This window comes from Burkholderia sp. PvR073, assembly GCF_054055695.1.
In genome coordinates, this window is the sequence record NZ_JBSRXO010000006.1 from 199330 (window position 1) to 224457 (window position 25128).

At 69.1% G+C, this 25128-nt stretch carries 18 protein-coding genes; 12 read left to right on the forward strand and 6 right to left on the reverse strand.

The genetic code is table 11. The annotated features are described in order from the left end of the window. The first annotated feature begins 33 nt into the window (after window positions 1-33). Window positions 34-936 carry an NAD kinase gene (locus tag ACVK00_RS19835; protein WP_006752731.1) on the forward strand — a complete coding sequence of 301 codons (903 nt, stop codon included), beginning with the start codon at window positions 34-36 and terminating at the stop codon, window positions 934-936. Window positions 937-955: 19 nt separating this feature from the next. Beyond that, a complete protein-coding gene (recN, locus tag ACVK00_RS19840; protein ID WP_228906911.1) occupies window positions 956-2605 on the forward strand; it encodes a DNA repair protein RecN in 1650 nt (549 codons plus the stop codon). A 116-nt stretch (window positions 2606-2721) separates the two neighbouring features. Here recN and glnE read toward each other — a convergent pair whose 3' ends face one another. Continuing rightward, window positions 2722-5523 (reverse strand): bifunctional [glutamate--ammonia ligase]-adenylyl-L-tyrosine phosphorylase/[glutamate--ammonia-ligase] adenylyltransferase, encoded by a 2802-nt coding sequence (gene glnE / locus ACVK00_RS19845; RefSeq protein WP_284894840.1) that lies wholly within the window; start codon window positions 5521-5523, stop codon window positions 2722-2724. Between the two features lie 228 nt (window positions 5524-5751). On the opposite strand from glnE, the gene ACVK00_RS19850 reads away from it, so the two are divergent. The 3 genes from ACVK00_RS19850 to tldD all read left to right on the forward strand — a co-directional run bounded on the left by ACVK00_RS19850 (window position 5752) and on the right by tldD (window position 12387). Beyond that, entirely contained in the window at window positions 5752-9948 is a 4197-nt protein-coding gene (locus tag ACVK00_RS19850) for a YhdP family protein (RefSeq protein ID WP_284894841.1), read from the forward strand. A gap of 51 nt (window positions 9949-9999) precedes the next feature. Continuing rightward, entirely contained in the window at window positions 10000-10827 is an 828-nt protein-coding gene (locus ACVK00_RS19855) for a carbon-nitrogen hydrolase family protein (RefSeq protein ID WP_284894842.1), read from the forward strand. 93 nt (window positions 10828-10920) lie between these two features. Continuing rightward, window positions 10921-12387 (forward strand): metalloprotease TldD, encoded by a 1467-nt coding sequence (gene tldD, locus ACVK00_RS19860; protein WP_166724034.1) that lies wholly within the window; start codon window positions 10921-10923, stop codon window positions 12385-12387. A 110-nt stretch (window positions 12388-12497) separates the two neighbouring features. Here the strand turns inward: tldD and ACVK00_RS19865 are convergent, their stop codons facing one another. Continuing rightward, window positions 12498-12767, reverse strand: coding sequence for a hypothetical protein (locus tag ACVK00_RS19865; protein ID WP_354122918.1), 270 nt, complete (start codon window positions 12765-12767; stop codon window positions 12498-12500). A 53-nt stretch (window positions 12768-12820) separates the two neighbouring features. On the opposite strand from ACVK00_RS19865, the gene aroG reads away from it, so the two are divergent. Next, on the forward strand, window positions 12821-13894 hold the full coding sequence (gene aroG / locus ACVK00_RS19870) for a 3-deoxy-7-phosphoheptulonate synthase AroG (RefSeq protein WP_284894843.1): 1074 nt from the start codon (window positions 12821-12823) through the stop codon (window positions 13892-13894). Between the two features lie 120 nt (window positions 13895-14014). Here aroG and hmpA read toward each other — a convergent pair whose 3' ends face one another. Beyond that, entirely contained in the window at window positions 14015-15223 is a 1209-nt protein-coding gene (hmpA, locus tag ACVK00_RS19875) for an NO-inducible flavohemoprotein (RefSeq protein WP_284894844.1), read from the reverse strand. Between the two features lie 94 nt (window positions 15224-15317). Next, window positions 15318-15869 (reverse strand): cob(I)yrinic acid a,c-diamide adenosyltransferase, encoded by a 552-nt coding sequence (locus tag ACVK00_RS19880; RefSeq protein ID WP_012363141.1) that lies wholly within the window; start codon window positions 15867-15869, stop codon window positions 15318-15320. A 140-nt stretch (window positions 15870-16009) separates the two neighbouring features. Between ACVK00_RS19880 and ACVK00_RS19885 the strand changes: the two genes are divergently transcribed. The 6 genes from ACVK00_RS19885 (at window position 16010) to proC (ending at window position 23309) form a co-directional block, all read left to right on the forward strand. Then, on the forward strand, window positions 16010-17419 hold the full coding sequence (locus tag ACVK00_RS19885; protein ID WP_284894845.1) for an FAD-binding oxidoreductase: 1410 nt from the start codon (window positions 16010-16012) through the stop codon (window positions 17417-17419). A 37-nt stretch (window positions 17420-17456) separates the two neighbouring features. Beyond that, complete coding sequence (locus tag ACVK00_RS19890) at window positions 17457-18950, forward strand: FAD-linked oxidase C-terminal domain-containing protein (RefSeq protein ID WP_105785380.1); 1494 nt, start codon at window positions 17457-17459, stop codon at window positions 18948-18950. Between the two features lie 185 nt (window positions 18951-19135). Next, window positions 19136-20224 carry a glycolate oxidase subunit GlcE gene (gene glcE / locus ACVK00_RS19895; RefSeq protein ID WP_354122917.1) on the forward strand — a complete coding sequence of 363 codons (1089 nt, stop codon included), beginning with the start codon at window positions 19136-19138 and terminating at the stop codon, window positions 20222-20224. 162 nt (window positions 20225-20386) lie between these two features. Next, a complete protein-coding gene (gene glcF, locus ACVK00_RS19900) occupies window positions 20387-21613 on the forward strand; it encodes a glycolate oxidase subunit GlcF (RefSeq protein ID WP_166724028.1) in 1227 nt (408 codons plus the stop codon). Between the two features lie 134 nt (window positions 21614-21747). Beyond that, window positions 21748-22446, forward strand: a complete 699-nt coding sequence (locus tag ACVK00_RS19905; protein WP_006754454.1) for a YggS family pyridoxal phosphate-dependent enzyme — start codon at window positions 21748-21750, stop codon at window positions 22444-22446. Between the two features lie 50 nt (window positions 22447-22496). Continuing rightward, a complete protein-coding gene (proC, locus tag ACVK00_RS19910) occupies window positions 22497-23309 on the forward strand; it encodes a pyrroline-5-carboxylate reductase (protein WP_138848216.1) in 813 nt (270 codons plus the stop codon). 93 nt (window positions 23310-23402) lie between these two features. Here the strand turns inward: proC and ubiA are convergent, their stop codons facing one another. Continuing rightward, complete coding sequence (ubiA, locus tag ACVK00_RS19915) at window positions 23403-24275, reverse strand: 4-hydroxybenzoate octaprenyltransferase (RefSeq protein ID WP_175722622.1); 873 nt, start codon at window positions 24273-24275, stop codon at window positions 23403-23405. A gap of 278 nt (window positions 24276-24553) precedes the next feature. Then, the gene (gene dpsA, locus ACVK00_RS19920; protein ID WP_006754457.1) at window positions 24554-25042 is read right to left on the reverse strand and encodes a non-specific DNA-binding protein DpsA; all 489 of its coding nucleotides are present in this window, start codon (window positions 25040-25042) and stop codon (window positions 24554-24556) included. Window positions 25043-25128 lie beyond the last annotated feature (86 nt).

The following is a 25128-nucleotide window of genomic DNA, read 5'->3' on the forward strand; positions in this document are numbered from 1 at the left end:
CTTTTCGTCAACGAGCTATGGTGTAATGCCGGCATGAAAACCGGTAATCAGTTCAACACTGTCGCGCTCGTGGGCCGGAGCAACACGCCCGGCATCGCCGAGCCGCTCACCACGCTGGCCGGCTGCATCGCGAAGCTCGGCTTCGAGGTCGTGTTCGAAGTCGACACCGCTCGAGAGATCGGCATCTCCGGCTACCCGGCGCTCACTCCGGCCGAAATCGGGGCGCGCGCGGACGTGGCGGTCGTGCTCGGGGGCGACGGCACGATGCTCGGCATCGGCCGCCAGCTCGCGCCGTACAAGACACCGCTGATCGGGATCAACCACGGGCGGCTCGGCTTCATCACCGACATCGCGGCTGCCGACATGCAGGCGCGCGTCCCGGTGATCCTGTCGGGCAAGTTCGAGCGCGAGGAGCGCTCGTTGCTCGAGGCGCGGATCGTGCGCGACGGCGAACCGATCTACCACGCGCTCGCGTTCAACGACGTCGTCGTGAACCGCAGCGGCTTTTCCGGGATGGTCGAGCTGCGCGCGTCGGTCGACGGCCGGTTCATGTACAACCAGCGTTCGGACGGCCTGATCGTCGCCACGCCGACCGGCTCGACCGCGTACGCGCTGTCGTCGGCCGGCCCGATCCTGCACCCGCAACTCCAGGGCATCGTGCTCGTGCCGATCGCGCCGCATGCGCTGTCGAACCGGCCGATCGTGCTGCCGGACGATTCGAAGATCGCGATCCAGATCGTCGGCGGTCGCGACGTCAACGTGAACTTCGACATGCAGTCGTTCACCGCGCTCGAACTGAACGACACGATCGAGGTGCGCCGCTCGAAGCACACGGTGCCGTTCCTGCATCCGGTCGGCTACAGCTACTACGCGACGCTGCGCAAGAAGCTGCACTGGAACGAACACGCATCGAACGAAGACGACACGGCGTCCTGACGCACCACAGCCCGACACCATGCTCCGCCACCTCTCGATTCGCGACTTCGTCATCGTCGCCGCGCTCGATCTCGAATTCGACAGCGGCTTTACCGTCTTTTCCGGCGAAACCGGCGCCGGCAAATCGATCCTGATCGACGCCCTTGCCCTCGCACTCGGCGAACGCGCCGACGCGAGCGTCGTGCGCGCCGGCTGCGGCCGCGCCGACATCACCGCCGAATTCACGCCGCACGACCGCGTGGCGCGCTGGCTCGACGAGCACGCGTTCGACGCCGAGGACACCGTGATGCTGCGCCGCGTGATCGACGCGAACGGCCGCTCGCGCGCGTTCATCAACGGCACCAGCGCGACGCTCGCGCAGTTGCGCGAGCTGGGCGAGATGCTGGTCGACATCCACGGCCAGCACGCGCACCAGTTGCTGATGCGGCCCGACGCGCAGCGCGAGCTGTTCGACACGCACGCGGGGCTCGTCGCCGATGCCGCGAACGTCGCCCGCGCGTGGCGCGTATGGCGCGACGCGACGCAGGCGATCGACGCCGCGAAGGCGCACGAGCGCGAACTGCAGCTCGAGCGCGAAAAGCTCGCGTGGCAGCTCGCCGAACTCGACAAGCTCGCACCGCAACCGGGCGAATGGGACGAAGTCGGCAGCGAGCACAAGCGGCTGTCGCACTCGGCGAACCTGATCGCCGGCGTGCAGGGCGCGCTCAACGCGCTGTCCGAGGCCGACGACGCGATGCTCCCGCAGCTCGGCGCGATCGTGTCGAAGCTGCGCAATCTGGCCGACTACGACACGGCGCTCGGCGATGCCCTCGCGTCGCTCGAACCGGCCGAGATCCAGCTGCAGGAAGCCGTCTATTCACTGTCGCACTACGCGCAGCGCCTCGATCTCGACCCGGCCCGGCTCGCGCAGGTCGAAACGCGCCTCGACGCGCTGCACACGACCGCCCGCAAGTTCCGGCTGCCGCCCGGCACCCTGCACGAGGAACATGCGGCACGCCGCGCGCAGCTCGCCGCGCTCGACGCGGCCGCCGATCTCGGCGCGCTCGAAGCCGCGCAGGCGAAGGCATGGGAAACCTATCTCGCCGACGCGAAACACCTGTCGAAGGCTCGCACGCAGGCAGCGAAGGCGCTCGGCACGGCCGTCACGGCCGGCATGCAGGAACTGTCGATGGCGGGCGGCAGCTTCGAAGTCGCGCTCGTACCGCTCGCCGACGGCGGCCCGCACGGGCTCGAGCAGGTCGAATTCCGGGTCGCCGGGCATCCCGGCGTGCCGCTGCGGCCGCTCGCGAAAGTCGCGTCGGGCGGCGAACTCGCGCGGATCAGCCTCGCGCTCGCGGTGATCGCGAGCGCGGCAAGCCCGACGCCGACGCTGATTTTCGACGAAGTCGACACGGGAATCGGCGGCGGCGTCGCCGAAGTGGTCGGCCGCCTGCTGCACCAGCTGGGGCGTGACCGCCAGGTGCTGTGCGTGACACACCTGCCGCAGGTGGCCGCGCGCGGCGACCATCACTACCAGGTCGCGAAAGGCGCCGACGACCGCGGCGGCACCGTCTCGTCGGTCATCCCGCTCGACAAGACGAGCCGGGTCGAGGAAGTCGCACGGATGCTCGGCGGGCTCGAGATCACCGCGACGACGCGCAAGCACGCGAAGGAAATGCTGGCGGCCTGACGCTGGCAGCCGTTGGCCGAATGCAAAAAGACCGGCGCATGCCGGTCTTTTTTTGGGCGGGCAAACGCTCGATCACGCCCGCCCAGTGCCGCGGGCCGCGGATTCGAACGTCCGACTCAAACGCCCGTTTCGACGGCCCCGAACACGCGCGTCCACAGCGCCGTCACGGCCGCCCGCTCGTCGGCCACCAGGGCCGGATCGACCCGCGCCTTCTCCATCCCGTCGAGCCGCAGCTTGTGCTGCAGCTTCCGGTACTTGCGGTATGCCGCGCCGACACGCTCGGCCTCGTCCTCGCTCATCAGCCCGAAGCGCGCGACCTCGCGCAGCAGCGCGATATTGCCGGTGTTGCGGATCAGCTCGGCGTCGCTCGACGCATGCAGCAGCACCCAGTACTGGACGATGAACTCGATGTCGACCATCCCGCCGCGATCGTGCTTCAGGTCGAACAGCTCGGTCTGGTTCGGATGGCCCGCGAACACCTTGCCGCGCATGTCGACGATTTCCTTCGCGAGCACGTCGCCGTCGCGCGGTGTCGTTAGCACCTGCTGACGGATCGCCTCGAAGTCCATGCCGATCTGCGTGTCGCCCGCGCTGTAGCGGGCGCGCGTGAGCGCCTGGTGCTCCCACACCCACGCGGTGTTCGCCGCATCGCCCTCGCGCAGCTGGTAGCGGCGGAATGCATCGAGATCGGTCACGAGCAACCCGGCCTCGCCGTTCGGCCGCAGCCGCAGGTCGATGTCGAACAGCGCGCCCGCGCCGGTCGCGGTCGTGAGCCAGGTGATCAGCCGTCGCGTAAATGTCGTGTAGACGTCCGCCGAGCGCTCGTCGGGATCGTCGTACAGGAAGATCAGGTCGAGATCCGATGCGTAGCCGAGCTCCTTGCCGCCGAGCTTGCCGTACGCGATCACCGCGAACTTCGGCACGTCGCGATGGCGCTTCGCGAGCTGCGACCAGACCACTTCGATCGTCACGTCGAGCACCGCGTCGGCGAGCTCGGACAGGCGATCGCTCACGTGCTCGACCGACAGCTGGCCCGCCAGGTCGATCAGCAGGATGCGGAACACCTCCGCGTGCTGCGCATGCCGCAACAGGTCCATCTGCTGCTCGGGGCCGTCGGCCGCCGCGAGACGCGCACGCAGCGCATCCTTGAACGCGGGCCAGTCGAACGGGCTCGCGATCGCTTCGTCGTCGAGCAGTTCGTCGAGCAGCTGGGGATGGCGGATCAGGTAGCCGCCGCCCCAGCGCGTCGCGCCGAGCACGGACAGCACGCGGTCGAGCGCGGCCGGGTACTCGGTCAGGAGCGCGAGATAGACGCCGCGCCGGCTGACCGTCTCGAGCAGGTCGAACAGCCGCACGACCGTTTCGTCGCGGCGCGCGGCGTCGATCCGCGGCGCGGCCTCGAGCGCGCGCTGCGCGACGCTGTCGAAGCGCTGCCGGCTCTTTTCCGGCAGGCCCGCGTAGCGCGACGACTGCCAGATCGCGCGCAGCCGCGCGAGCACGGCCGCCGGATCGGCGAAGCCCAGGCCGTCGAGGCGCGCGAGCAGCGCGTGGTCTTCGCCGTCGTCGGCGAGCGCGCCGCTCCAGATCCATGCGGCCGCCGTGTCCTCGCCCGCCGCGCAGGGGCCGCCGCTCACCTTGTCCGCGAAAATCTGGTCGAACTGCGCCTCGACGAAGGTGCGGTAGCCATCGAGCACCGTCATCAGCGCCGCGTAGTCCGCAAAGCCGAGCGAGGCGGCCAGCGCCGCGCGCTCGTCCGGATCGACCGGCATCGCATGCGTCTGCGCGTCGTCGCGGTACTGCAGCCGGTGCTCGAGCGTGCGCAGGAAGTTGTACGCGTCGGTCAGCCGCTCGCGCACGTCCTCGCCGATCAGCCCGCGCGCCTGCGCATGGCGCAGCACCGCGAGCGTCGGCCGCACGCGGAACCCCGCATCCTGGCCGCCGCGGATCAGCTGGAACACCTGCGCGCTGAACTCGATCTCGCGGATCCCGCCGCGCCCGAGCTTGATGTCGTCGGCCTTGTCGGGCCGCATCGACGCGCGGCGCGCGGCTTCGTGGCGAATCTGCTGGTGCAGCGAACGGATCGCGCCGATCACGCCGAAGTCGAGATAGCGGCGGTAGACGAACGGCTTGACGATCGATTCGAGCTGCGACTCGAGCCGCCGCGCCGCCTCGCTGTCGCCTTCCGACACGAGCCGCCCCTTGATCCACGCGTAGCGCTCCCATTCGCGCCCCTGCACGTAGAAATACTCCTCGAGCATCCCGAGGCTGCAGACGAGCGGTCCCGAATCGCCGTTCGGGCGCAGCCGCATGTCGACGCGAAACACGTAGCCGTCGGCCGTGACCTCGGACAGCACGCCGATCAGGCGCCGGCCGAGCCGCGTGAAGTATTCCTGGGTGGACAGCGGCGAGCGCGTGCCGCCGGCCGTCTCGCCGTCGTCCTCGTAGACGAAGATCAGGTCGATGTCCGACGACACGTTCAGCTCGCGGCCGCCCAGCTTGCCCATCCCGACGACGCCGAGCACGACGCGCTGGCCGTCGGCGCCGCGCGGCTCGCCGTACATCGTCTCGAGCTCGGCGGACAGCAGCGCGAGCGAGCGCTGCACGGCCACTTCGGCGAGATCGGTCATCGCGCCCGTCACCTCGGCGACGTCCGCGAGGCCGCGCAGGTCGCGCTCCGCGACCGCGCCGAACACTTCGACACGCAACTGCCGCAGCGCGCGCTTCAACTGCTCGTCGCTCGGCGCGGCCGTGCCGGCCGGCAGCGCGAGCAGCTCGCTCAGGCGCGCGTCGAGCTGCGCGCGGGACAGCGGCGCGGCCGCCCACGCGGCGATCCGGTCGGACAGCGCGGGACGCGCGGCGGCCGCGCGGGCGAGGTAGCGGGAGTAGGACGGGCTGGTCAGTGCGGAAGCGTCGGTCATCGAAAAACGGGCCTGGCGGTAAGGCCCGCCGCTGCGGGGCGACGCATGCGCGCCCCGCTGCCGACAGGCTCCTTGGACTCGGCGCGGTATCGCGGCGCGGGTGCGCCGCCGCGAAAACCGCGCGCCGGAAAGCCCGTGCCGTGCTGCCTCAACGGCCGCCGGCACGAACCCCTGTGATACATTTCAACGTCAGTCTGCAAAACTACCATATCGCCGCCCTTCCGCCGCATGTCCGACCGTCAGGAATCCGCCGTACCTGCGCCCGAAGCGGGACCTCCGAAGCACGATCATCCTGTCCTGCGTCGCGTGTTCAGGGTGACGCTGGCAGTCGGTATCGGCACCTACTTCGTCGCGTCCGCCTCGTTCCTCGGGCTGCGCTACGTGCTGCTGCCGCGCATCGACGAATTCCGCCCGCGCATCGAGCGCGCGGTGTCCGACAAGCTCCACGCGCAGCTTTCGATCGGCAAACTGTCTCCCCACTGGTCCGGCATGCAGCCGGGCGTCGAAGTCGCCAACCTCACGATTCGCGGCCGTGACGGCCGGATCGCGCTGTCGGTCCCGCACGCGACGGCCGCGCTGTCGTGGATGTCGCTGCTGCGGCTGTCGCCCGCGCTGTCGAGCCTGATCGTCGACCACCCCGACCTCGTCGTCGCGCGGGCGGCCGACGGCTCGCTGAGCGTCGCGGGCGTCGGTGTCGCGACCACCCACGGCGGCAACGACACGTTCGGCACGTGGCTGCTGAAGCAGGAAGCGATCGTGCTGCGCAACGGCACGCTGCGCTGGCGCGACGCGCAGCACGACGCACCGGAGCTCGCGCTGTCGGGCATCCGCCTCGCGGTGCTCAACCACGGCCGCGTGCACAAGGCCGCGCTGCAGGCGCCCGCGAACGGCACGCTGCTGCTCGGCCCGCTCGATTTCCGCGCGCGCTTCCGGCACAAGCCGCTCGCGCCGATCGGCAAGCCGACGAACTGGACCGGCGACGCGTACCTGTCGACCGGCCCGGTCGACCTGCAGACCCTCGGCCGCTATCTCGACATCCCGCTCACGATCCATGCGGGCCGGATCGACAACGCGATCTGGGCGACCTTCCAGGACGGCCACCTGCGCTCCGCGGGCGGCGACCTGCAAGGCGCCGACGTCGTGCTGCGCGTGCGGCCGACCCAGCCGCGCCTCGACGTGCCGACGGTCGGGTTCGGCTGGGACATGGCGCTGAACGCCGGCCGCGACTACACGCTGCACCTGACGCGCTTCAACGCGGAGCTCGGGCAGCCGCCGCTGCCGGACGGCACGCCGCTCGCCCGCTCGCTCGCGCTGTCGACGCTGACCGCCCGCTACCGCGTACCGGCCGCCGACCAGGGCCAATTGCTGAGCGTCGTCGGCGACCGCGTCGATCTCGGCATCCTCAGCGAGTTCATCCGCGGGCTGCCTCTGCCGGCACGCCTGCGCAACGAGCTGATCAAGCTCGACCCGCGCGGGATGGTGTCGAACTACCACATCGAGGTCGAACGCGCGAAGCCGGCGCGGCCCGACCTTGCCGACGAAGAGCGGCGCATGGGCGCCGCGCCGATCGTGCGCTACCGCTTCCTCGGCGATCTGCAGGGCATCAGCGTCGCCGCGCAGGAGCCGCCGCCGGGCCTGTCCCCGCGCGGTCACCCGCGCGCCGGCTGGCCGGGCGTCGAGAATTTGTGGGGCCGCATCGATGCGAAGGAAACCGGCGGCAGCGCGCACTTCGACACGGTCAACGCCGCGGTCACAGTGCCCGGCGAATTCGACCAGCCGCGCCTGACCTTCGACCGGCTGCGCGGCAACGCGAAATGGGTGATCACGCCGGCGCCGGGCGACAAGCACGCGCGCGTCGACGTCACGTTGCCCGACCTGTTCGTCTCGAACCCCGATGCCGAGATCGCGGTGTCGGGCTCGTACACGAACCCCGGCCACGGCCGCGGCTCGCTCGACCTGCGCGCGGATTTCGCGCGCGCGTCGGTGGCGCGCATTCCGCGCTACCTGCCGACCGGGATGTCCGAACGCCTGCGCGAGTATCTCGGCCATGCGCTGCAGGACGGCCAGGTGACCAAGGGCGCGTCGATCGTCGCGCGCGGCCCGCTCGAGAAATTCCCGTTCGAACACGAGCCGGATGCCGGCGTGTTCCATATCGTCGCGCCGTTCACCGGCGGGCGCTTCGAGCCGACGCCGTACCCGCCGCGCAAGCTCGCGAACGGCACGCCGAGCGTCTGGCCGGCACTCGACGGGATCGACGGCGTGTTCGAGCTCGCGCAGAACAAGCTGCGCTTCGACATCGCCCGCGCGCGCTACAAGCGCGTCGCGCTGACCCAGGTGGCCGGCCGGATCGACGATCTCGGCAACCCGTCGAAGTCGCCGCTCATCATCGACGGCCATGCGCAAGGCCCGCTCGCGGACCTGATCGACTACGCGGACAACAGCTCGCTCGGCACGATGAGCGGGCACATCGGCCAGCGGATCGACGCGCAGGGGCCTGCGTCGCTCGCGCTGAAGATCACGATTCCGCAGCACGTGCCGCATCCGCATACGCACGTCGAAGGCGCCCTCGCGTTCGGCGGCAACACGCTGTCGACCGACGGCGTGCCGCCGCTGTCCGCACTGCGCGGCAGCGTGCGGTTCAGCGAGGCCGGCGCGTCGCTGCACAATCTCTCGGGGCGCTTCCTCGGCGGCCCGGTGCGCGCGAACGGCAACTTCCAGTCGCATGGCCCGTACGCGGTGGACGTCGACGGCAAGCTCGCGCTCGACGCCGCGCGCGGCCTGAACCTGCGCGGCACGGCCGCGGCGCTGCTCGAGCATGTGGTCGGCGACGCGCCGTACCAGGTCGCCGTGCGTGGCGCGCCGGGCCGCCTGCCGGAGGTCAGCGCGCGTTCCGACCTGACGGGCGTCGCGCTGAACTTCCCCGCGCCGTTCGCGAAACCGGCCGGCACGCCGATGCCGTTCCGCTTCACGCTGCAGCCGGCCGCCGAGGTGGACGGCAAGCGCCTCGAACATGCCGACCTGACGCTCGGCCCCGTGTCCGCGACCTATCTGCTCGACGCGACGCACGGCCAGCCGCTGCGCGCGGTGCGCGGCGCGATGGGCATCCACCGGATGCCCGACCTGCCGCAGGACGGCGTGAGCGCCGCCGTCGACGTCGACGAACTGGACGCCGACGCATGGCTCGCACTGGCCCGCACGCTGCCGCACGACACGCCGCGCGCACCGGAACAGGCCGCACCGCGCATCGACGTCGCGAGCTTCACGCCGAAGCGCTTCGCGCTTCACTTCGGCACGCTGAAGCTGCTCAAGCGCAACTGGGAAAACGTGATCATCGGCGCGTCGCACGTCGACGAGCTGTGGCAGGCGAACATCGCGTCGAACCAGGTCTCGGGCTACCTGTCGTGGGCGCAGGGCGGCGGCCACAACGGCGCGGGCGTGCTGAACGCGCGGCTTGCGAAGCTGGTGATTCCGCAAAGCGCGCAGCACGACCTCGTCGGCCGCGCGATGAACCTGCCGACGCCGACCGACCGGCCGATGCCGTCGGTCGACCTGATCGTCGACCAGGTCGTCGCGCGCGATCACGACATCGGCCGGCTCGTCGTCAATGCGCGCAACATCGACGAGGACGGCGCGCCGGTGTGGCAGCTCGACAAGCTCGAGCTGGCGAACCCGGCGGCGAAGCTGACGGCGACCGGCAACTGGCGCACGTCGCGCCGCGCGCTCGCCAGCGGCGTCGACGAAAACGACGCGCCGCGTCGCAGCGTGTTCGACTTCAAGCTCGACATCGGCAACGCGGGCGCGCTGCTCGATCTCGTCGGCCTGCCGCGCACGGTCGCGAACGGCCACGGCACGGTGACCGGCAAGGTCGGCTGGCGCGGCGGCCCCACCGCGGTCGATCTGCCGTCGCTCGGCGGCCAGGTCGCGGTCGATCTCGAGCACGGCCAGATCCTGAAGGTCGATCCGGGTGCCGCGAAACTGCTCGGCGTGCTGAGCCTGCAGAGTCTCGCGCGCTTCCTGACACTGAATTTCCGCGACGTGGTCGGCAAGGGGCTGCCGTTCGACAAGATCACGGGCACCAGCCGGATCTCGAACGGGATCGCGCGCACCGACGACTTCTCGATGACGACGGCGCCGGCGAACGTGACGGTGCGCGGCGCGGTCGACCTCGGCGCCGAGACGCAGGACCTGCACGCGCACGTCGCGCCGAAGATCGGCGCCGGCACGGCGGCGATCGCGGCCGCGATCATCAATCCGCTGCTCGGCGTCGGCGTGCTGGCCGCGAACTACGCGCTGTCTCAGACGCTGTCGCACGCGTTCGCGCTCGACTACGCGATCACGGGCTCGTGGGCGCATCCGCACATCGAGCGGGTGCGGGGCGATCAGGGTAAGATGAATCACGGTCCGGCCGATGCGGCGAGCCATTGACGCGCGCAGGGTGCCGGGCCGCACCCTATTTATGACGCAATCGATCCAGCGATGACCGATCACACCCGTTCCGCCACGCCCTTTCGGGTCGCCGCGCTGCAGATGGTGAGCACGCCGGACGTCACGCGCAATCTCGCCGAAGCCGGCCGCCTGATCGCGGAAGCGGCCGGCGACGGCGCCCAGCTCGTGCTGCTGCCCGAGTATTTCTGCTTCATGGGCCATCGCGACACCGACAAGCTCGCGCTCGCCGAACCCTACCGCGACGGTCCGATCCAGCAGTTTCTCGCGCAGGCCGCGCAGCGTCACGGCATCTGGGTAATCGGCGGCACGCTGCCGCTGAAGGCGCCGGAACCCGATCGCGTGCTGAACACGACGCTCGTGTTCGATCCGAGCGGCCAGGAGGCGGCCCGCTACGACAAGATCCACCTCTTCAACTTCGAGAAAGGCGACGAATCGTTCGACGAGGCGCGCACGATCCGCGCGGGCGAGACGGTCGTCACGTTCGACGCGCCGTTCGGGCGGGTCGGCCTGTCGGTCTGTTACGATCTGCGCTTTCCGGAGCTGTATCGCAGGATGGGCGACTGCGCACTGATCGTCGTGCCGTCGGCGTTTACCTATACGACGGGTCGCGCGCACTGGGAAATGCTGCTGCGCGCGCGGGCCGTCGAGAACCAATGCTACGTGCTCGCGGCCGCCCAGGGCGGCAAGCACGAGAACGGCCGGCGCACCTGGGGCCACAGCATGCTGATCGACCCGTGGGGCGAGATCGTCGCGGTCCGCGACGAAGGCGCGAGCGTCGTGACCGGCGCGCTCGATCCGCAGCGTATCGCCGACGTGCGCCAGAGCCTGCCCGCGTGGCGGCATCGCGTGCTGGCCTGACCCGCTGAACCGCCCCGGCGCTTGAAACGCCGCCCGGCCAACCCATCTGCCCAGAACGCACCCGACAACTTTTTGAGAACCCTCGATACCCGCATGAACATCATCGAACCCGGCATCCGCAATCTTGCGCTGGCGAAGGACATCCTCCTCACGCCGTACGGCCTCGACGAGAGCCTGCTCACGCGCACGATCGCCGACATCTTCACGCATCGCGTCGACTACGCGGACCTGTACTTCCAGGCGACCCGCAGCGAAGCGTGGAGCCTCGAGGAAGGCATCGTGAAGTCGGGCAGCTTCAGCATCGACCAGGGCGTCGGTGTGCGCGCGGTCGCGGGCGACCGCACCGCGTTCGCTTACTCGGACGACCTGTCGCCGGAAGCCATCGCGCAGGCGGCCGCGGCCACCAAGGCGATCGCGGCGGCCGGCGGCGGCCGCCAGAAGATCAAGGCCGCGACGTCGCTGACGGGCATCTCGGGCCGCGACCTGTACCTGCCGTCCGATCCGCTCGCGTCGCTCGACGCGACCGCCAAGGTCAAGCTGCTCGAGCGCATCGAGCAGATGGCGCGCGGGCGCGACCCGCGCGTCACGCAGGTGATGGCGGGCCTCGCCGGCGAATACGATGTCGTGCTGGTCGCGCGCAGCGACGGCGCGCTCGCGGCCGACATCCGCCCGCTCGTGCGCGTGTCGGTCACGGTGATCGCCGAGCAGAACGGCCGCCGCGAGATCGGCTCCGGCGGCGGCGGCGGGCGCTTCGACTACGCTTACTTCACCGACGACGTGCTGTCGCGCTACGTCGACGACGCCGTGCACGCCGCGCTCGTGAACCTCGATGCCCGCCCCGCGCCGGCCGGCGCGATGACGGTCGTGCTCGGGCCGGGCTGGCCGGGCGTGCTGCTGCACGAGGCGATCGGCCACGGTCTCGAGGGCGACTTCAACCGCAAGGGTTCGTCGGCGTTCGCCGGCCGCATCGGCGAGCAGGTCGCCGCGAAGGGCGTGACGGTGGTCGACGACGGCACGCTGCCGAACCGCCGCGGCTCGCTGAACATCGACGACGAAGGCAATCCGACGCAATGCACGACGCTGATCGAGGACGGCATCCTGAAGGGCTACATCCAGGACACGCTGAACGCGCGCCTGATGAAGATGCCCGTCACCGGCAACGCGCGGCGCGAATCGTACGCGGCGCTGCCGATGCCGCGCATGACCAACACGTACATGCTCAACGGCGACAAGGATCCGCAGGAAATCATCGCGTCGGTGAAGAACGGCCTGTACGCGGTGAACTTCGGCGGCGGCCAGGTCGACATCACGAACGGCAAGTTCGTGTTCTCGGCGTCCGAGGCGTACATGATCGAAAACGGCAAGGTCACCTACCCGGTGAAGGGCGCGACGCTGATCGGCAGCGGCCCGGAATCGCTGAAGTACGTGAGCATGATCGGCAACGACATGTCGCTCGACTCGGGCGTCGGCGTGTGCGGCAAGGAAGGCCAGAGCGTGCCGGTCGGCGTCGGCCAACCGACCCTGCGGATCGACAAGATGACGGTCGGCGGTACGGCATAACCGCATCACGACGCAGACAATCCGCGCATTTTGAATAAAACGCGCGGATTGTCCGCATTTTTTGACATCCCCGGTTGCCAGCTGCACGGCGACGGGGTATAAATTCCGAATCAACTTTTTTGACGAACCGAATCTCCGTCATGTCCGCCAAGTTTTATTTTTACTTTTTTTGGCATCTCAGACCGCTGGCGGATCGAGAGGGTTGATGGCGCGTAAAGCGCAACCGAAATTCCCGAAAAACCGCCGGCGAACCCGGCGGTTTTTTTTCGCCCTTCGCCAGCCGGTCGCCGCCGCAGCAGTCCCGCGGCCCCGGCCGACACCCCTGAATTGCCCGAATCGATGAATTTGCCGCACGCGTAGTACTTGGTCGGCGCCCTCAACAGCTTTGCATGGGATCGGAGTAAGTACGCCGGTCGACACAGGAGAAAACAGCATGCCCCCGCACAACACCGACGACGTCCGCATTCGCGAACTCAAGGAACTGACGCCGCCCGCCCACCTGATCCGCGAATTCGCGTGCTCCGAGGCCGCGTCCGAGCTGATCTACCACTCGCGCGAGTCGATGCACCGCATCCTGCACGGGATGGACGACCGGCTGATCGTCGTGATCGGGCCGTGCTCGATCCACGATACGAAGGCGGCGATCGAGTACGCGGGGCGGCTCGTGAAGGAGCGCGAGCGCTTCAAGGGCGAGCTGGAAATCGTGATGCGCGTGTACTTCGAGAAGCCGCGCACGACGGTCGGCTGGAAGGGGCTCATCAATGATCCGCACCTGGACAACAGCTTCAAGATCAACGAAGGGCTGCGCACCGCGCGTGAACTGCTGCTGCAGATCAACGAGATGGGGCTGCCGGCCGCGACCGAATACCTCGACATGATCAGCCCGCAGTACATCGCCGACCTGATCTCGTGGGGCGCGATCGGCGCGCGCACGACCGAGTCGCAGGTGCACCGCGAGCTGGCGTCGGGGCTGTCGTGCCCGGTCGGCTTCAAGAACGGCACCGACGGCAACGTGAAGATCGCGGTCGACGCGATCAAGGCCGCGTCGCAGCCGCACCATTTCCTGTCGGTGACCAAGGGCGGCCACTCGGCGATCGTGTCGACGGCCGGCAACGAGGACTGCCACGTGATCCTGCGCGGCGGCAAGACGCCGAACTACGACGCGGACAGCGTGAACGCCGCGTGCGTGGACATCGGCAAGGCCGGCCTCGCCGCGCGCCTGATGATCGACGCGAGCCACGCGAACAGCTCGAAGAAGCACGAGAACCAGATTCCCGTGTGCGCGGACATCGGCCGCCAGATCGCGGCCGGCGACGAGCGCATCGTCGGCGTGATGATCGAGTCGCACCTCGTCGAGGGGCGCCAGGACCTGAAGGAAGGCTGCCCGCTGACCTATGGCCAGAGCATCACCGACGCGTGCATCGCGTGGGACGACAGCGTGAAGGTGCTCGAAGGCCTCGCGGAATCGGTGAAGGCACGCCGCGTCGCACGCGGCAGCGGGAACTGAGCGCCTCCAGGCCCCGGCGCGGCGCGTACCGCCCGCGGCCTGCAGCCTGCACCCCAATGAAAAAACCCGGCTCGCGCCGGTTTTTTTCATTGTCTTGGCCGGAACCGGCCGTCAGATTCCTCACTCGAGCGCGCCCGAGCCGAAGATCTCGGTGTTCACACGCTCCGGCGCGACGCCCAGGGCGACGAGCGCATCACGTTGCGCCTTCATGAACGCGATCGGGCCGCAGATGTAGTAGTCGGCATCCGGCACCAGCGCATGCTGCTTCACGCGCTCCGGCGTCAGGCGCCCTTCGAGGTCGTGATCGACACCGGCACGGTCGTTCGGGCCGACCAGCTCGTACAGCACCGTGCGCTTCACGTTCGCGTGCTCGCGCGCCGCATCGTTCAGCCAGTCGCGGAACGCGTGTACCGCGCCCGAACGGCATGCGTGGACGAACCGCACTTCGCGCTTGCTGCCTTCGGCGATCAGCGTCGACGCCATCGACATCATCGGCGTGATGCCGACACCGCCCGAGATCAGCACGACCGGCGTCTCGGCGTCGCGCTTCAGCGAGAAGTCGCCCATCGGCGCGGTCACTTCGACGATCGCGCCCTCTTCCACGCCGTCGTGCATCAGCGTCGACACCTTGCCGGCCGGGATCGCTTCCGGCCGGCCGGCCTCCCGCTTCACCGAAATGCGCAGCCACTTGCCGTGCGGCGCGTCGGACAGGCTGTACTGGCGCGGCTGGTCGACCCCCAGGTCGCCGACGAAGCGCTTCACCGAGATGTACTGGCCCGGCTCGAACTTCGGCGCGTCGCCGCCGTCAGCGGGGGTCAGGTAGAACGACGTGATCTCGTCGCTTTCGCGCACCTTGCGGGCAACCTTGAACGGGCGGAAGCCGCTCCATGCGGCGTTCGCGTACAGGTCGGCCTCGGCGCCGATCATGATCTGCGCGAGCTGGCCGTATGCGACGCGCCAGGCTTCGAGCGTTTCCGCGTCGACCGCGTCGCCGAGCACTTCGACGATCGACGCGAGCAGGTTCTCGCCGACGATCGGGTAATGCTCCGGCCGGATATTGAGGCTCGCGTGCTTGTGCGAGATGCGCGACACCGCGCCGCCCAGCGCACCGAGGTTGTCGATGTTCGCGGCATACGCGTAGACAGCCTTCGCGAGCGTTTCCGGCTGGCTGCCGGTCTTCTGGTGCGTCTGGTTGAACAGGTTCTTCAGTTCCGGATGACGCGCGAACATGCGCTGATAGAAATGCTTCGTGATCGTCGCGCCGTGCTCGGCAAGGACGGGGGCGGTGGCCTTCACACGGGCCATCTGGTCAGCGGTGATGTGGGTCATGTTCGTTCTCCGTTAAACATGCTCACACAATACATCTTTAAAAAACCAGCGCCCCTCGGGCAAATTGTCGCAGTGCGGAAAACGCTGCCGGGCGTCAGCGCACGCGCCCGCGCTCCCACAGCACGTCCGAGCCGCCGTCCGCGCGGTTCAGCACGCGCGCCAGCACGAACAGCAGATCCGACAGGCGGTTCACGTAACGCCGCGGCGCATCATTGAGCGTGTCGGTGCGCCCGAGCGCGACGATCGAGCGCTCGGCACGGCGGCACACCGTCCGGCACACGTGCGCAAGCGACGCCGCGCGCGAGCCGGCCGGCAGGATGAATTCCTTCAGCGGCGGCAGCGTCGCGTTGTAGTCGGCCAGCCACCGGTCGAGGCGCGCGAGGTGCGTGTCGTCGAGCACTCCATGGCCGGGGATGCACAGCTCGCCGCCCAGATCGAACAGGTCGTGCTGGATCGTGACGAGCGCGGTGCGGACGTCGTCCGGAAGCGGCTCGGCAAGCAACACGCCGAGCGTCGAGTTCAGTTCGTCGACGTCGCCGATCGCGGCGATCCGCGTGTCGTCCTTGCCGATGCGGCGGCCGTCGCCGAGGCCGGTGGTGCCGTCGTCACCCGTGCGCGTGGCGATCTTGCTCAAGCGGTGGCCCATGCGAATGTCCTCTCGTGCGCGGCCGCGACGCGGCCCGGTTGGGTTGGTACGCGATTATCGCAGCCCGCGGCGGGGGCCGCAGCGGACGTTGCAGCGTAGAATGAACTGAAAGTTTGACAAGCAGCCGTCAGGAGACACGAGTGAATCACCCCGACACGCCGGCCGCCACGCGCCGCCCCCTCCCGCCCGCGATGCTCGATGCGCTGCGCGCCGCCTTCGGCGAGCGCGTGTCGACCGCCGACGCCGTCCGCACCCATCACGGCCGCGACGAATCGCCATTCGATCCGCAACTCCCCGACGTCGTCGTGTTCGCCCGCAGCGCGGATGAAGTCCGCGAAGTCGTGTCGCTGTGCGCGCTCTACAGTGTGCCGCTGATTCCGTACGGCGCCGGCTCGTCGCTCGAAGGCCACCTGCTCGCCGTGCGCGGCGGCGTATCGCTCGACCTGTCGGAAATGAACCGCGTGCTGTCGATCAACGCGGAAGACCTGACGGTCACGGTCGAACCGGGCATCACGCGCAAGGCGCTCAACGAAGCGCTGCGCGACACCGGCCTGTTCTTCCCGATCGATCCGGGCGCCGACGCCAGCATCGGCGGGATGACCGCGACCCGCGCGTCGGGCACCAACGCCGTGCGCTACGGGACGATGCGCGAGAACGTGCTCGGCCTGAGCGCCGTGCTCGCCGACGGCCGCGTCGTGAAGACAGGCTCGCGCGCGCGCAAGTCGTCCGCCGGCTACGACCTCACCCGCCTGTTCGTCGGCTCCGAAGGCACGCTCGGCGTGATCACCGAGATCACGCTGCGCCTGCATCCGCTGCCCGAAGCCGTGTCGGCCGCGATCTGCACGTTCCCGACAATGGGCGACGCGGTGCGCACCGTGATCGAGACGATCCAGATCGGCGTGCCGATCGCGCGCGTCGAATTCGTCGATTCGCTCGCGGTGCGCTCGATCAACCGCCACTCGAACCTGACGCTCGCCGAGGCGCCGACGCTGTTCTTCGAATTCCACGGCACCGAAGCCGGCGTGAAGGAACAAGCCGAGCTCGTGCAGGCGCTCGCGGGCCAGAACAACGGCCAGGGCTTCGAATGGGCGACCCGCCCCGAGGATCGCACGCGGCTCTGGGCCGCGCGCCACAATGCGTACTTCGCGATGCTGCAGTTGAAACCCGGCTGCCGCGCGGTGACGACCGACGTGTGCGTGCCGATCTCGCAGCTCGCCGCGTGCGTCGAGGAGACCGAAGTCGACCTGCGCGCGTCGTCGCTGCCCTGCCCGATCGTCGGCCACGTCGGCGACGGCAATTTCCACGTCGCGATCCTGATCGATCCCGACAAGCCCGAGGAAATCGACGAAGCCGAACGCATCAACGACCGGATCGTCGAACGCGCGCTGCGCCTCGGCGGCACCTGCACCGGCGAACACGGCGTCGGGCTGCACAAGATGCGCTTCCTGCCGAAGGAGCACGGCGACAACGCGATCGACGCGATGCGCGCGATCAAGCTCGCGCTCGATCCACGCAACCTGATGAATCCCGGCAAGATCTTCACGTGCTGACACGGCGGCGCGCCGCCGCGCCGCCGCAGGAGACCCAATGAACGCTTCCGTCGAACTGTCGAGCGCGACCCGCGCGCAGCGCCAGCGCGAAGTCGTGCAGGCGCTGATGGCCGTGCTGCCGACGCATTGCCTGCTGTTCCGCGACGAAGACACCGCGCCGTACGAATGCGACGGCCTGTCCGCGTACCGGCGGCTGCCCCTCGCGGTCGCGCTGCCCGAAACCGAATCGCAGGTGCAGCGGATCGTGCAGATCTGCCGCCGCATGGAAGTGCCGATCGTGCCGCGCGGCGCGGGCACGAGCCTGTCGGGCGGCGCGCTGCCGATCGGCAACGGCGTCGTGCTGTCGCTCGCGCGCTTTACGCGCATCGTCGAGGTCGATCCGTACGCGCGCACGGCCACCGTGCAGCCCGGCGTGCGCAACCTCGCGATTTCGGAAGCCGCCGCGCCTTACGGGCTGTACTACGCACCCGATCCTTCGTCGCAGATCGCCTGCACGATCGGCGGCAACGTCGCGGAAAATTCCGGCGGCGTCCACTGCCTGAAATACGGGCTGACCGTGCACAACGTCATGCGGGTGCGCGCGGTCACGATCGACGGCGAGATCGTCGAATTCGGCTCGCTCGGCCTCGACACGCCGGGCCTCGACCTGCTCGCGGTGATGATCGGCAGCGAAGGGATGTTCGCGATCGTCACCGAGGTCACGTTGAAACTGATCCCGAAACCGCAGACCGCGCAGCTCGTGATGGCGAGCTTCGACGATGTCGTGAAGGGCGGCGAGGCGGTCGCCGCGATCATCGCGTCGGGCATCATCCCGGCCGGGCTCGAGATGATGGACAAGCCGGCCACCCAGGCCGTCGAGGCGTTCACGCACGCGGGCTACGACCTCGACGCGAAGGCGATCCTGCTGTGCGAATCGGACGGCACGCCGGAGGAAGTCGCGGAGGAAGTCGTGCGCATGACGGCCGTGCTGCGCGAGCATGGCGCGACGCGCATCCAGGTCTCGCGCAACGAAAGCGAGCGGCTGCGCTACTGGTCGGGCCGCAAGAACGCATTTCCGGCCGCCGGGCGCATTTCCCCCGATTATTACTGCATGGACGGCACCGTGCCGCGCCGCGCGATCGGCCCGCTGCTCGCGCGCATCGAGCAGCTCGAGACGCAATACGGATTGCGCTGCATCAACGTGTTCCATGCCGGCGACGGCAACATGCATCCGCTGATCCTCTACAACGCGAACGATCCGGACGAGCTGCACCGTGCCGAGCAGTTCGGCGCGGAAATCCTCGAATGCTGCGTGGAATTCGGCGGCAGCGTGACGGGCGAGCACGGCGTCGGTATCGAAAAGCTCAATTCGATGTGCGTACAGTTCTCCCCGCAGGAGCGCGATGCGTTCTTCGCGGTCAAGCGCGCGTTCGATCCGGCCGGGCTGCTCAATCCCGACAAGGGCATTCCGACCCGTGCGCGCTGCGCGGAATACGGTCGCCAGCACGTGCGCGGGGGGTTGCTGCCGCACCCCGACCTGCCGCGCTTCTGAGCACCGCGCGGCGGCGCGCCCCGTGCCGACGCGCGGGCCGCGACGTACCGCCCTGCCCGCGCGCCGGCCATCCGCGCGACGGCGCCTGCATGCTTTCGTGATACGGGGCTTAGGGATAGTCGCGATGTGGATTCGCGCCACCCCGGTACAATCGACCGGACAACAAGACGAGATAGCAACGGAACATGGAAGAGGACGACATCGTCGCCGGATGGGCCGAGCGCATCCGCACCGCCAGTGCCGACGGCCGGCCGCTGCGGATTCGCGGCGGCGGCACCAAGGACTGGTACGGCCAGGCGCTGGACGGCGAAATACTCGACACGCGCGCGTTGCAGGGCATCGTGTCATACGACCCGGCCGAACTCGTCGTCACGGTCCGCGCGGGCACGCCGCTCGCGCAGCTTGAAACCGCCCTCACCGAGTGCGGCCAGATGCTGCCGTTCGAGCCGCCGCACTTCGGCCGCACGGCTACCGTCGGCGGTTGTATCGCGGCCGGCCTCGCGGGCCCGCGCCGCGCGACCTGCGGCGCCCCGCGCGATTTCGTGCTCGGCGTCACGCTGATGAACGGGCGCGGCGAGCTGCTGCGCTTCGGCGGCCAGGTCGTGAAGAACGTCGCCGGCTACGACGTGTCGCGGCTGATGGCCGGCTCGCTCGGCACGCTCGGGCTGATGCTCGAGCTGTCGATCAAGGTGCTGCCGGTGCCGGTCGCCGAAGTCACGCTGAAGTTCGAGATGACCGCGACCGACGCGGTGCGCAAGCTCAACGAATGGGGCGGCCATCCGCTGCCCGTCAGCGCGAGCGCGTGGCGCAACGGCACGCTGGTGCTGCGGCTGTCGGGCGCCGAGGCCGCCGTGAAATCGGCGAAGACGCTGCTCGGCGGCGAAGTCGTCGACGCGGTCGAGGCCGAGCGCTTCTGGGCCGGCCTGCGCGAGCATGCCGATCCGTTCTTCAACGGCGTCCCGCCCGGCTATGCGCTGTGGCGCCTCGCGCTGCCGTCGATCACCGAACCGATGCACCTGCCCGGCACCCAGCTGATGGAATGGGGCGGCGCGCAGCGCTGGTGGATCACCGACGCCGATGCGCAGACGGTGCGCATGAGCGCGAAGCAGGCTGGCGGCCATGCGACGCTGTTCCGCGCGGGTGACACCTACGACCGCAGCGCGGGCGTGTTCACGCCGCTGCCCGCGCCGCTGATGAAGATTCACCGCGGGCTGAAGGCTGCGTTCGATCCCGCACGCATCTTCAACCGCGGCCGGCTCTACCCCGATCTTTAGGGTGCTGACATATGGAACGCACATGCGAATGCCCTGAATCGCTGGTCCCCCAAAGGGATGAGCGACGACGCCATCCGGGCGATCTCGGGCATTCCCGTGACATGAATTGTTTAATTCGTGGCAACGCATGCGCGTTGCCTGTGTAAACAAACCCTGATCTCGATGCAAACCAACCTCGCCGATTTCATCCGCAATACGCCCGACGGCGACGAGGCCGACGCGATCCTGCGCAAGTGCGTGCATTGCGGCTTCTGTACCGCGACGTGCCCGACCTATCAGTTGCTCGGCGACGAACTCGACGGCCCGCGCGGGCGCATCTACCTGATCAAGCAGATGGTCGAAGGCGCGCCCGTCACGCGCAGCACGCAGCAGCACCTCGATCGCTGCCTCACCTGCCGCAGCTGCGAGACGACCTGCCCGTCGGGTGTCCAGTACGGGCGGCTCGTCGAGATCGGCCGCAAGCACGTCGAGGCACAGGTGCAGCGCCCGGTACAGCAGCGGCTCCTGCGCCGCGTGCTCGCGAGCCTCGTGCCGAACGCGGCGCTGTTCTCGCCGGTCATGCGGCTCGGCCAGCACGTGCGGCCGCTGTTGCCGAAACGGCTGCGCGACAAGGTACCGCCACGCCAGCGGCTGCTCGAATGGCCGCAGCGCACGCATCCGCGCAAGATGCTGATGCTCGGCGGCTGCGTGCAGCCGTCGATGCTCCCGAACATCAACATCGCGACCGCGCGCGTGCTCGACGCACTCGGCGTCGAGACGATCGTCGCGCCCGATGCGGGCTGCTGCGGCGCGATCCGCCTGCACCTGAACTATCACGACGAAGCGCTCGACGACGCACGCCGCAACATCGACGCGTGGTGGCCGTATATCGAGCAAGGTGCCGAAGCGATCGTCATGAACGCATCGGGCTGCGGCGCGACGGTGCTCGAATATGCGCACCTGCTGCGTGACGATCCGGCCTATGCGGAAAAGGCGCAGCGCATCGTTGCGCTGACGCGCGACATCTCCGACGTGCTGCTCGCGTTCGAGGCCGAGATCGCGACGCTCGCGCGGCGCCGCGCGATCCATACCGTCGCGTACCACCCGCCGTGCACGCTGCAGCACGGCCAGCAGTCGCGCGGCAAGGTCGAGCGCCTGCTCGAGACGCTCGGCATCGAGGTGCGGCTGCCGGCCGACAGCCACCTGTGCTGCGGGTCGGCCGGCACCTATTCGCTGACGCAGCCATCGCTGTCGTACCGGCTGCGCAAGCAGAAGCTGCTGAAGCTGCAGGCACTCGAGCCGCAGATGATCGTGTCCGGCAACGTCGGCTGCATCGCGCACCTGCAGAGCGGCACGCAGATTCCGGTCGCGCACTGGATCCAGCTCGTCGAGCATCTGCTGTACGGCTAGCGGGGCGCCGGTTCGGCCGGTCGCGCATGGCATCCCGTCCGTATAATGGGCGAATCGATGCGACGCGTGCCGTGCCGCATCCGCTGCCGTATCCGCCGTGGTATCCGCTTCTCGTGCCTGCTTCCGTGCCCGTCATGTCCGATTTCGCCGCCCGTCTCGACTCCGTTCACCGCCGCATCGCCGACGCCGCCCGCGCGGCCGGCCGCGATCCCGCCACCGTCTCGCTGCTCGCCGTGTCGAAGACGTTTCCCGCCGACGACGTGCGCGCCGCGCATGCGGCCGGACAACGCGCGTTCGGCGAAAACTACGTGCAGGAATCGATCGACAAGATCGACGCGCTCGCGGATCTGCGCACCGGGCTCGAATGGCATTTCATCGGGCCGCTGCAATCGAACAAGACGCGCCCGGTGGCCGAACGGTTCGACTGGGTCCATTCGGTCGACCGGCTGAAGATCGCGCAGCGCCTCGCCGAACAGCGCCCCGCGCACCTGCCGCCACTCAACGTGTGCGTGCAGGTGAACATCAGCGGCGAGGCGTCCAAGAGCGGCGTCGCGCCGGCCGACGTGGCCGAAGTCGCGCGCGCGGTCGCCGCGCTGCCGACGCTGCGCCTGCGCGGCCTGATGGCGATTCCCGAACCGGCCGGCGACACCGACGCGCAGCGCGCGCCGCATCGTGCGCTGCGTGCGCTGTTCGATACGCTGCGCGCCGACGGCCTGCCGCTCGACACGTTGTCGATGGGCATGTCCGCCGATCTCGAGGCCGCGGTGCTCGAAGGCGCGACGATCGTGCGCGTCGGCACCGCGCTCTTCGGCGCACGCGACTATTCGCACTGAGCGCCCCCCGGTTCCGCCTTTCCGTTCACTCTCCTGCTCAATTCGACACCATGAAAATCGCATTCATTGGCGGCGGCAACATGGCCGCGGCCCTGATCGGCGGCCTGATCAAGCGCGGCGTCGCCGCTGACGGCCTGTATGCCATCGACGTCAACGAGGACGTCCGCGCGCGCGCCGCGCAGCAATTCGGTATCCGCACCGGCGCGGCCATCGACGCGGCGCTCGCAGGCTACGACGCGATCGTGCTCGCGGTGAAACCGCAGGTACTGAAGGACGTCGCGCAGGCGCTCGCCCCGCATCTGAAGTCGCAGCTCGTGATCAGCATCGCGGCCGGCATCCGCGGCACCGACCTCGCCCGCTGGCTCGGCGACTACGCGCGCGTCGTGCGCACGATGCCGAACACGCCCGCGCTGGTCGGCATGGGCGTGACGGGCCTCGCCGCGCTGCCGGGCGTCGACGCGGCCGGTCGCGAGCTCGCGTCGAACGTGCTCGGCGCGGTCGGCGAGATCGTCTGGTTCGACGACGAAGCGCAGCTCGATGCCGTCACCGCGATCTCGGGCAGCGGCCCGGCCTACGTGTTCTATTTCATCGAAGCGCTGCAGGAAGCCGCGCGCCGCCTCGGCATGAACGACGAGCAGGGCCGCGCGCTCGCGGTCGCGACGTTCGCGGGTGCCGCGCAGCTCGCCGCGCAATCGGGCGAACCGGCGAGCGTGCTGCGCGAGCGCGTGACGTCGAAGGGCGGCACGACGGCCGCCGCGCTCGCGTCGTTCGACGCTCAGGGCGTGAAGGAAGCGATCGTGCGCGGCGCGCTGGCCGCCGAGGCACGCGCGAAGGAAATGGGTGACGAGCTCGGCCGCGCGTAAGCGCGGCGCGCTGCGCCGGGCTTCCGGCACCGGCAACAAAAAAGCGGCCTCGGCCGCTTTTTTGTTGGCATCGCGCGCCGGCGCGCGGCCGCTTCAGTTGCCTGCCGTGCCCGCCAGCAGGTAGTGCGCGGCGATCCCCGCGAACAGCACGCCGCCGAGCCAGTTGTTGTGCCGGAACGCCGCGAAGCACGGCATCCGCTCACGGTCCTTGATCAGCGTGTAGTGATACAGCGCGCAGCCGGCCGCCGCGGCCCAGCCGGCCCAGTACGCGAGGCCGAAGCCGAGCGTCACGCCGATCCACACATAGATGCCGAGCGTCGCCGCATAGCAGAGCATGACGGCCGCGACGTCGAAGCGGCCGAACGTCAGCGCGGACGTGCGAATGCCGATCTTGATGTCGTCGTCGCGGTCGACCATCGCGTATTCGGTGTCGTACGCGACCGACCAGAAGATGTTCGCGATCAGCATCACCCACGCGAGCATCGGCACCGTGTCCTGCACGGCCGCGAACGCCATCGGGATGCCGAAGCCGAACGCGATGCCGAGATACGCCTGCGGAATCGCGAAGAAACGCTTCATGAACGGATACGAGCCCGCGACGAACAGCGCGACGACCGACAGCTCTTTCGTCAGCGTATTGAGCGGCTGAATCAGCAGGAACGAGATGAAGGCCAGCACCACCGCGATCGCGACGGCTTCCCATGCGCGGATCTTGCCGGACGTCAGCGGCCGGTCGGCCGTGCGCTTCACGTGACGGTCGAAATCGCGGTCGGCATAGTCGTTCATCGCGCAGCCGGCCGAGCGCATCAGCAGCGTGCCGAGCACGAAGATCGCGAGCAGCGGCCAGCGCGGATGGCCGTCCGACGCGATCCACAGTGCGTTGAGCGTCGGCCAGAGCAGCAGCAGGCTGCCGATCGGCTTGTCCATCCGGACGAGCCGCAGATACAGGGGAAAGCGGGCAAGCATGGCGAAGCACCGGGAAGATAACCCCGGCATTTTAGAGCCGAGCGGCGGTTCACGTCATGTCGGGCAGGCCCGCGACCGGCTGCCGCGACCCGCGCGCCGGCCGCGCGGGCCCGCTCCAGGCGGGCCGCGCAGTCCGCGCGTCAATCAAGGGACAGATGCGTGGCAAGCGTGTACCGCGCGCGCGCCGGAATTCGATCCGAGGCGGGCAACCCGGCCCCGGATCGGCGCCGGACACCCGCTCACGCCGGCCGCGCGGCGCGCGACCGGCCGCACCGGCCTTATGCGAGCAGCGACCGCAGCATCCACGCGGTCTTTTCATGCGTCTGCAGACGCTGCGTCAGCAGGTCGGCGGTCGGTTCGTCGCTCGCCGCATCGGCGATCGGGAAGATTTCGCGCGCGGTGCGCACGACGGTCTCGTGGCCTTCGACGAGCTGGCGGATCATCTCCTCGGCCGCCGGCACGCCGTTGGCCTCCGGCACCGACGACAGCTTCGCGAAATCCCCGAACGTGCCCGGCGCGACGACGCCGAGCGTGCGAATGCGCTCGGCGACCAGGTCGACCGCGAGCCACAGTTCGTTGTACTGCTCTTCGAACATCAGGTGCAGCGTGTTGAACATCGGACCCGTGACGTTCCAGTGGAAGTTGTGGGTCTTCAGGTACAGCGAAAACGTATCGGCCAACAGCCGCGACAGGCCATCCGCGATTTTCTTGCGGTCCTTGTCGCTGATGCCGATGTTGATCTGCGTGGCGTTACCTTTCTTGGCCATCTTCGGGACTCCTCATTCGAAATGTTGAACCGGCGAAAATGCGTCGAGCAATCGGCATGCCGCACCGCGCGGCATCCGTTCGCCAC